We start from the raw sequence: 7371 nt of genomic DNA, 5'->3' as shown, positions 1-7371 counted from the left end.
CCACTGAGGGGAGCCCGAGCGCGAAGCGCGCCATCCGCGAGGACCGTGCCTGTCAGGCGGGCGCCAAAGGCAGGCGGATTTCGAAGCGGCAGCCGGCCCCCTCGTTGACCACGTCGATCATCCCGTCGTGTGCCTCCACGATGCCCTGGGCGATGGCCAGCCCCAAACCCGCCCCGCCATCCGACGAAGGAGTCCGGGCGGCCTCGCCGCGGAAGGCCACGTCGAAGACCCGGGCGAGGTCCGCCGCCGGGATTCCGCCGCACGCGTCGGAGACGGCCAGGTAGGCGATGCCGTCCGACACGCCCGAGCTGAGCGTGACGGTCCCGTCCGATGGCGTGTGGCGGATGGCGTTGACGACCAGGTTGGCCAGGGCCCGTCCCAACGCCCCGGCGTCGGCCTCCACCGGCGCGGGCGCGGCCTCCGCCGCCAGCCGTACCCCCTTGGCCGCCGCCACGGCCTCGACTCCGGCCAGCGTGTCGGCCACCAGGTCGGCCAGCCCGATCCGGCTACGGCTCAGCCGCAGCGCCCCGGCATGGATCCTGGACAGCTCGAACAGGTCGTCCACCATCACCGACAGCCGTTCGACCTCGTGCCGGATCCGGGTGACGTAGCGCAGGTCGGTGACGACGCCGTCCTCCAGCGCCTCGGCCATGGCGCGCATCCCGGCCAGCGGGGTACGCAGGTCGTGGCTGACCCAGGCGACGAGTTCGCGCCGCGCGCCTTCCAGGGCCTGCTCGCGCGCGTACGCCTCCTCCAGCGTGTTGGCGATCGTCTGCAGCTCCGACGGCAGGCCCTGCGGCGCGACGAACGGCGCCGAGCGCACGGCCTCGACCAGCCGCCTGCTCTCCCGTACGACCCGCCGGGCCACCACGTATGCCACGCCGAGCCCCACCAGCGCCCCCACGCCGACGACCGCGAGCACCACGTCCCTGGCCCGGCCCTCGATGACCATGTCGACGGTGATCGCCGCCACGCCGGCCAGCGTCGCCGCCACGGCCGCGACCACGACGACCGCCAGCATGGCGCCGATCGAGCGGGCGCGCCGCCAGCGCAGCACGCCGATTCCGGCCGCGGCCACCAGCAGGCCGAGCGCGGCGGCGACGATGATGGACAGGGCGGTCATGGCAAGGGTTCGTACCGGTATCCCACGCCCCAGACGGTGACGATCCGCTGGGGCGCCGTCGGGTCGGGTTCGATCTTCTCGCGCAGCCGCCGTACGTGCACGGTCACCGTGGAGGAATCGCCGAACGACCAGCCCCACACCTGGTCGAGGAGCTGGGCGCGACTGAAGGCCTGTCGAGGGTTACGCATGAGGTAGGCGAGCAGGTCGAACTCGCGGGCGGTCAGCATGATCTCGGCGTCGCCGAGCCGTACCTCATGGGCGCCGACGTCCACGGCGAGGTCGGCGTCGCGCAGGACGCCGGTCCCGGCGGTGCCGGTCGCGCCGCGGGCGCGGCGCAGCACGGAGCGCACGCGCAGGGCCAGTTCGCGCGGGCTGAACGGTTTGGTCACGTAGTCGTCGGCGCCGGTCTCCAGGCCGACCACCCGGTCGATCTCCTCGCCGAGCGCGGTCAGCATGATCACCGGGACCGGCCAGCGCTCCCTGAGTTTCCTGCAGACCTGGAGCCCGTCGACTTTGGGCAGCATCAGGTCGAGGACCATGAGGTCGGGCGGCCTGGCGAGGGCCCGGCGCAGCGCCTCGGCCCCGTCGCCGACGCATTCGACCTGGTGACCGTCGCGCTCCAGGTATCGGGCGACGACCTCGGCCACCGTGGGGTCGTCGTCGACCACCAGGATGCGGGTGTTCACCTCTTCACGGTACGGCCCCGCGGTACACAACCGATATGGACGTCACCGAGCCGTAAGGACGCCGAAGGACGTACCTTGGTCACATGGGTCGCATTGTCGCGCTGGTGCTTGGCACGCTCGCCGCTGCCTTCGTGCTGTTCAACTTCGTCCTCCCGATGGTCGCCGTGCTGTTCAAGGTGGCTCTGATCATCGGTGTCATCGCTCTGGTCGTGTTCATCGCGGTCAGGGTGATCAGCGGGTCGCCCTCGCGGTGACCCTCCTGTTCGATCCCGCCTGGCTGGTGGCGCTGGCCACGCTGGCGAGCGTCGGCATCCTGCTGCTGGCCGCGTGGGCCGCCAGGCTGCTGCCCGCGCGTGACGGCGCCGCGCCGAGCTTTCCGCTGCGCTACGCGCGCCGGATCGCGTTCGTACGGCAGCGCGATCCCGACGCCGCCGGCCGGGCCAGACCGAGAGCCCCGTCACCGAGCCCCGCTTCACGTTAGGCGGGGCTCGTAACCGGGCGAGCCCTCATTCCCCCCGAGGAAGGGCTCATGATCGACTCTCTGGTCACGTTCGTCATCGGCACGGCCGGCGGCAACGCCGCGCTCGGCATCGTGCTGTTCACCATCGCGGTACGCGTGCTGCTGCTGCCACTCGGCGTCAAGCAGGCCAAGGCCGCCAAACTCCGCGAACGGCTGGCGCCCAAGCTGAAGGAGCTGCAGAAGCGCCACTCCCGCAACCCCGAGCGGCTGAGCAAGGAGATGACCGCGCTCTACGCCAAGGAGGGCACGTCGCCGCTGGCGGGGATCGGGCCGAGCCTGGCGCAGGCGCCGTTCCTGTGGGTGGTGTATCAGGTCGCCACGCATCCGACCGCGCTGGCCGGGCACACCCTTTTCGGCGCGCCCCTGGGGCACCAGGTCGCCGCGCTGGTCGCGAATTACGGACTGATCAGTTGGCCATTTTTGGTCTTCGCAGTCCTGATCTTTCTGATCGCTCTCGTGGCGTGGCTGACCGCCCGCAAGATGGACGGTCCGGCGTGGATCAAGGCGCTACCGTTCGCCTCGGCGCTGTTCGCGCTCGTGCTGCCGCTGGCGGCCGGGCTGTACCTGCTCGTCTCCACCGCGTGGACGGCGGGGGAACGGGCCGTGCTGGCTACCCGGCCTCTCTGAGCGCGGCCACCTGCCCGTTCGCCACGCCGTTCGGCGCGGGCAGGATCGCCCACACCGTTGTGGTGTCGCCGTCGTGCCGAACGCCCCAGCTCTCCGCGACGTATTCGACGATGCCCAGGCCACGGCCACCGAGCGACGAGAGCGTGGGGCGGCCCGCGCGCGGCTCGGTGGCCGCTCCGCCGTCGCTCACCGCGACTTCGATGTGATCATCGCTCCACAACCAGGCCACCCTGACCATGCCGGAAGGCAGCGGATGGGCGTGCCTCAGAGCGTTGCTCAGCAGCTCGCTCACGACCAGGACAGCGTCGTCGACGGCGTTCTCGAAAACGCCGCTCGCCTGCAGATCAGTGCTCAGACGCTGGCGGGCGACGGCGACGCTGGACGGTGCGTAAGGCAACAGCACCACGCTCGACACGCGCACCTCCCCGCTCCCAGTTCCCCCCGAGGGAACACTCCCCGGTACGACCGAAATGCCCCGTTACCCAGTCCCAGAAACCGCATCTCGATCACAGCTTGTACACATTGGACGATAGATCAGCGCATCCGTGACCACCTCGTTACCGCATCGGTGTGTCGGATCGGATATCAGGAGCACGACCCAGCGCCAGCCTGATGCGGGTGCCCCCGCCCGGCCGGGGATGCGCGCTCACCTCGCCGCCCTGGGCCCTGGCCAGGCTCCGCACGATGTAGAGCCCGAGCCCCACGCCGCCGAACCTGCGCCGGTCGCCGCTGTCGACCTGCACGAACCTCTCGAAGATGCGCTCGCGGTCCTGGGCGGCGATGCCGACGCCCTCGTCGTCCACCACCACGATCACCCGATCGTCCTCCGGCCACGCCTCGACCGAGATGAGACCGCCCCGGGGCGAGTACTTGAAGGCGTTCTCCAGCAACTGCCCCAGGATGATGTCGGTGGCCAGCGCGTCGCCCCGCACGAACGGCAGCCGATCGGGCACCACCACCTCGACGCTGTGCCGATCCGACAGCACCGGCAGCCCCAGCGTCGCCGCCCGCACCCGCTCGGCCAGATCGAACGTCTCCATCCGCACCGACAGCTCCTCCGCCCCCGCCCGCGAGCCGAGCAGCAGATGGTCGATGAGCTGCCCGAGCGACCTGGCCCGCTCGGCGATCGTGTGCACCGCCGAGCGCCGCTCGGCGTCGCTGAGCTTGTCCCAGCGCGCGTCGAGCGTGCTGGCGAAGCCGCCCACGATCGTGATCGGGGTACGCAGCTCGTGGCTCGTGGTCGCCAGGAACAGATCCTTGGCCTCTTCGAGCTCCTTGGCCGTGGTCACGTCGCGGAAGTCGACGACGATCTCCCCGGTCTCCTCGATCCGCGCGCTCAGCACGTCGAGCCAGCGCCCGGTCTCCATCTGGAACGTCAGCTTCTCCCCCGGCTGCGGCAGCGGGAACGGCGGCGGCCCGCCCAGTACCGCCTCGGCGCTGAAGGCGGTCATCTCGGCCGCCGCCGGGTTCCACTGCAGGACCCGGCCCTCCTCGTCGAGGACCGCGATGCCGTCGGCGCTGGCGTCGAACACCGCGCGCTCGTGCGCCCGCTGGCGCACCGCGTCCTGGTAGGCCATCGCGTTGCCGACCGCGATGCCCGCGTGCCCGGCGAGCAGCTCCAAGAGCTCAAGCTCGACGTGCCCCGGCTTGTGGTCGGCGAACAACGCGTAGAGCGCCCCGTACGGCCGGCCCCCGATCGCCGCCACCCCGAGCGCGATCGTGTGCAGTCCGGGCAGCCGCGCCCAGACCAGGTCACCGAGCCCATGCGACTCGAGCAGCACGGTCTTGCCGGTGCGTAAGAGCTTGCCGACCAGGCTGTTGCGCATGTCGGCCGTGGTGTCCTTGAGCGAGTCCGGCAGCTGGTGCACGCTCACCAGGCGCAGCCGTTCCCCCTCGATCAGCACGAAGCCGCCGGCGTCCGCGCCGGTCAGCTCGGTGAGGCTGGCGGCGATGCGGTCGAGTACGGCGGGCAGCTCCAGCTCCGAGTTGATGTCGCCGACGACGTCGTTGAGCCGGCGCACCAGCCGCTCGCGGCGCGCCACGCGCAACCTGGCGCCCTCGTCCTCCTGCGTCAGGTGGTGCACGCAGACGTAGCCGGCGACAGAACTGCCCTGGAGCAGCGCGCTGGTGTCGATCCGCACGTCCAGCAGGCTCCCGTCGCGGCGGAAACGTTTGGTGTGCAGCGAGACCTGGCCGCCGGTGCGCACGCGTTCGAGCACCGCGTTGTGCTCGGCGGTCAGCTCGGCCGGCACGATCGGGGCCCGGCGCCCGACGATCTCCGCGGCGGTCCAGCCGAACAACCGTTCGGCCGCGGGATTCCAGTGGAGCACCGTCTGATCCCGGTCGAGAGCGATGATCGCGTTGGGGGAACTGGCGAGCACGACGGCGGCGAGGTCGTCGTCACTACCTGCCCGCATGTCTCCCACATCTCCATACTGCCCGTGGCGGGGTGCTTCCGTCGGGCGATCCGTCCGATACGCTGCGGTCACGGGTTCCCAGGTGGCGAAGTGGGTGAGGGTATGTCGAGCGGTGACCTCGATGCCCTGCTCCGCGTGACCTCTTCGACCTACCGCAGCGAGGACCCGCCCGACGTCGCCTTCGGCCGCTACGACGGCGCGGTCGGCAGGCTCGTCCTCGCCGTGACCGCGCGCGGGGTCGTGACCTGCAGTTTCGACGAAGAGAACGCGGTGTTCGAGCGGGTCGCCAAGCAGTTCGGCTCCTTCATCGGGCCCGACGCCGCCCGGCTCGACCCGGTGCGCCGCGAGCTCGACGCGTTCTTCTCCGGGCGCCTGCGCACGTTCACCACGCCGGTGGATCTCACCCTCGCCACGCCGTTCGCCAAAACGGTTCTGCAGAAGATGATGGCGGTGCCGTACGGGACGACCACGACCTACGGCGAGATCGCCGAGCGCATCGGCCGGCCGCGCGCGCTGCGTGCGGTCGGGAACGCGCTCGCCCAGAATCCCGTCTGCGTGATCGTCCCGTGTCACCGGATCGTGCAGGCCGACGGCGAACTCGGCGACTACGCCGGAGGCGCCGCCGCCAAGCGCCACCTCCTGACCGTCGAGAGCCGCTGACTCACTTCACCGCCGCCCGCCCGCGCGACCGGCCGAGCAGTCCGATCAGCAGCGTCACCAGCGCCGCCACGATGGCGCCGCCGAGCGCGCCGTTCATCCACGGCTGGCGTACGGCATCGCGCAACGGCAGCCAGATCGCGTCCCATGCCGCGACCGTCGGCGTGCTCGTGGTCACCCAGTAGGCGGCGAAGCCCAGCGCCCACGGGATCAGCATCGACCAGCGGGCCGGCGCGTTCTCCGCGGTGTTCCACCGGGTGCCGCCGCCCAGCAGGAAGTAGTCGACCGCGAGCACCGCGAACATCGGCACGAAGACCGCGCCGATCACCCCGAGGAAGGCGCCGTAGGAGGTGACGTCGACGGCCAGCGCGATCGCGACCGTCAGCACGCCGATGGCGGTGGAGAAGATCCGCCGGTCCACCCTCGGCATCAGGTTCTGCAGGGAGACGGTCGTGGAGTACACGTTCGCGAACGACTGGTCGGTCTCGCGCAGCACCAGGATGGCGAAGAACAGCGCGCCCAGCGGCGCCGCCACGAACGGCGCGAACACCGCGGTGGAGTCGGCCGCGACCGCCGAGGCCCCGGCCAGCGCGACCGCGTAGACGCCCAGGCCCAGGCAGGCGATCTGGGCCAGCGTGTAGCCGCCCACGACGCCGGTGAAGGCGGCCCTGCTGGAGCGCGAGTGCCGCGCGAAGTCGGCGGCCAGCGGCACCCACGAGATCGACAGCGCGATCACGTAGTCGACGGCCGGGGCGAACGCGGTCCAGTCGCCACCGGTCTGCGGCGGCGCCTTGCCCAGGAAGTCCACGGCGAACCAGACCATCGCGATGATCACGCCGATCGTGACGTACCTGCGCAGCAGCCTGATCGCGCCCAGCGGCCAGATCGTCAGCGCCGTGGTGATCGCCCCGGCGACCAGCACCCAGACGGCGTACGGCACCGCCGTACCGAAGATGGCCATCGCGCCGTTGGAGATGACCCAGAGCTCGAACGCGCCCCAGCCGATCATCTGGACGATGTTGAGCACGGTCGGGATGTAGGACAGCTTGGCGCCGAACAGCCCGCGCAGCAGGACCATCGCCGGTTTGCCCGTCTGGGTGCCGGGGATGGCCGACAGGCCCACCATGGCGGTGCCGATCAGGCTGCCGACCGCGGTGGCGGTGAGCGCCGCCGCCAGGCTCAGCGGCGCGTCGCCGAGGGGGTTGAGCAGCAGCAGCGCGCCGGAGAAGCCCAGCAGGCTGACCGCGAGGTTGGCCCACAGCGCGCCCTGGTCGAGCACGCCGAGGGTTTTCGGCGTGGCCCCGTCCAGGGTCAGGGCCACCTCCGAGTGGTGGGGTTCAT

Annotated in this window: 9 protein-coding genes; 4 read left to right on the top strand and 5 right to left on the bottom strand. The window is 71.1% G+C overall.

Annotation, left to right across the window (positions count from 1 at the left end; genetic code table 11):
• Window positions 1-52 precede the first annotated feature (52 nt).
• Window positions 53-1123, bottom strand: coding sequence for a sensor histidine kinase (locus ACFWYW_RS15735; protein ID WP_379615647.1), 1071 nt, complete (start codon window positions 1121-1123; stop codon window positions 53-55).
• The gene (locus ACFWYW_RS15730; protein ID WP_379615650.1) at window positions 1120-1809 is read right to left on the bottom strand and encodes a response regulator transcription factor; all 690 of its coding nucleotides are present in this window, start codon (window positions 1807-1809) and stop codon (window positions 1120-1122) included. Before ACFWYW_RS15730 ends, ACFWYW_RS15735 begins: the two co-directional genes overlap by 4 nt.
• An 83-nt stretch (window positions 1810-1892) precedes the next feature.
• Here ACFWYW_RS15730 and ACFWYW_RS15725 point away from each other — a divergent pair, with 83 nt between their 5' ends.
• Genes ACFWYW_RS15725 through ACFWYW_RS15715 form a run of 3 tightly spaced genes read left to right on the top strand, consistent with a single transcriptional unit; the run spans window position 1893 to window position 2956 of the window.
• On the top strand, window positions 1893-2063 hold the full coding sequence (locus ACFWYW_RS15725) for a hypothetical protein (protein WP_379615652.1): 171 nt from the start codon (window positions 1893-1895) through the stop codon (window positions 2061-2063).
• Window positions 2060-2290, top strand: a complete 231-nt coding sequence (locus ACFWYW_RS15720) for a DUF6412 domain-containing protein (RefSeq protein WP_379615654.1) — start codon at window positions 2060-2062, stop codon at window positions 2288-2290. The genes ACFWYW_RS15725 and ACFWYW_RS15720 overlap by 4 nt, the downstream gene beginning before the upstream one ends.
• Window positions 2291-2338: 48 nt before the next feature.
• Complete coding sequence (locus tag ACFWYW_RS15715) at window positions 2339-2956, top strand: YidC/Oxa1 family membrane protein insertase (protein WP_379615656.1); 618 nt, start codon at window positions 2339-2341, stop codon at window positions 2954-2956.
• On the opposite strand, the gene ACFWYW_RS15710 is transcribed toward ACFWYW_RS15715, so the two are convergent.
• On the bottom strand, window positions 2940-3371 hold the full coding sequence (locus ACFWYW_RS15710; protein ID WP_312896209.1) for an ATP-binding protein: 432 nt from the start codon (window positions 3369-3371) through the stop codon (window positions 2940-2942). The genes ACFWYW_RS15715 and ACFWYW_RS15710 overlap by 17 nt on opposite strands.
• A 142-nt stretch (window positions 3372-3513) precedes the next feature.
• Window positions 3514-5373 carry a PAS domain S-box protein gene (locus ACFWYW_RS15705; protein WP_379615659.1) on the bottom strand — a complete coding sequence of 620 codons (1860 nt, stop codon included), beginning with the start codon at window positions 5371-5373 and terminating at the stop codon, window positions 3514-3516.
• Between the two features lie 102 nt (window positions 5374-5475).
• On the opposite strand from ACFWYW_RS15705, the gene ACFWYW_RS15700 reads away from it, so the two are divergent.
• Window positions 5476-6033: a methylated-DNA--[protein]-cysteine S-methyltransferase gene (locus ACFWYW_RS15700; RefSeq protein WP_379631830.1), complete on the top strand. Its 558-nt coding sequence runs from the start codon at window positions 5476-5478 to the stop codon at window positions 6031-6033.
• A 1-nt stretch (window position 6034) separates the two neighbouring features.
• Here the strand turns inward: ACFWYW_RS15700 and ACFWYW_RS15695 are convergent, their stop codons facing one another.
• Complete coding sequence (locus tag ACFWYW_RS15695; RefSeq protein ID WP_379615663.1) at window positions 6035-7351, bottom strand: purine-cytosine permease family protein; 1317 nt, start codon at window positions 7349-7351, stop codon at window positions 6035-6037.
• Window positions 7352-7371: the final 20 nt, after the last annotated feature.

Origin of the sequence: Nonomuraea sp. NPDC059023 (genome assembly GCF_042740095.1) — a bacterium.
GTDB lineage: Bacteria > Actinomycetota > Actinomycetes > Streptosporangiales > Streptosporangiaceae > Nonomuraea.
Note: the sequence above shows the minus strand (reverse complement) of the source record. Positions and strands in the feature narration are given on the sequence as shown.

Coding starts and splice junctions, on each gene's coding strand:
- ACFWYW_RS15735 (WP_379615647.1), bottom strand. CDS start 1,123: ATGACCGCCCTGTCCATCATCGTCGCCGCCGCGCTCGGCCTGCTGGTG.
- ACFWYW_RS15725 (WP_379615652.1), top strand. CDS start 1,893: ATGGGTCGCATTGTCGCGCTGGTGCTTGGCACGCTCGCCGCTGCCTTC.
- ACFWYW_RS15715 (WP_379615656.1), top strand. CDS start 2,339: ATGATCGACTCTCTGGTCACGTTCGTCATCGGCACGGCCGGCGGCAAC.
- ACFWYW_RS15705 (WP_379615659.1), bottom strand. CDS start 5,373: ATGCGGGCAGGTAGTGACGACGACCTCGCCGCCGTCGTGCTCGCCAGT.
- ACFWYW_RS15700 (WP_379631830.1), top strand. CDS start 5,476: ATGTCGAGCGGTGACCTCGATGCCCTGCTCCGCGTGACCTCTTCGACC.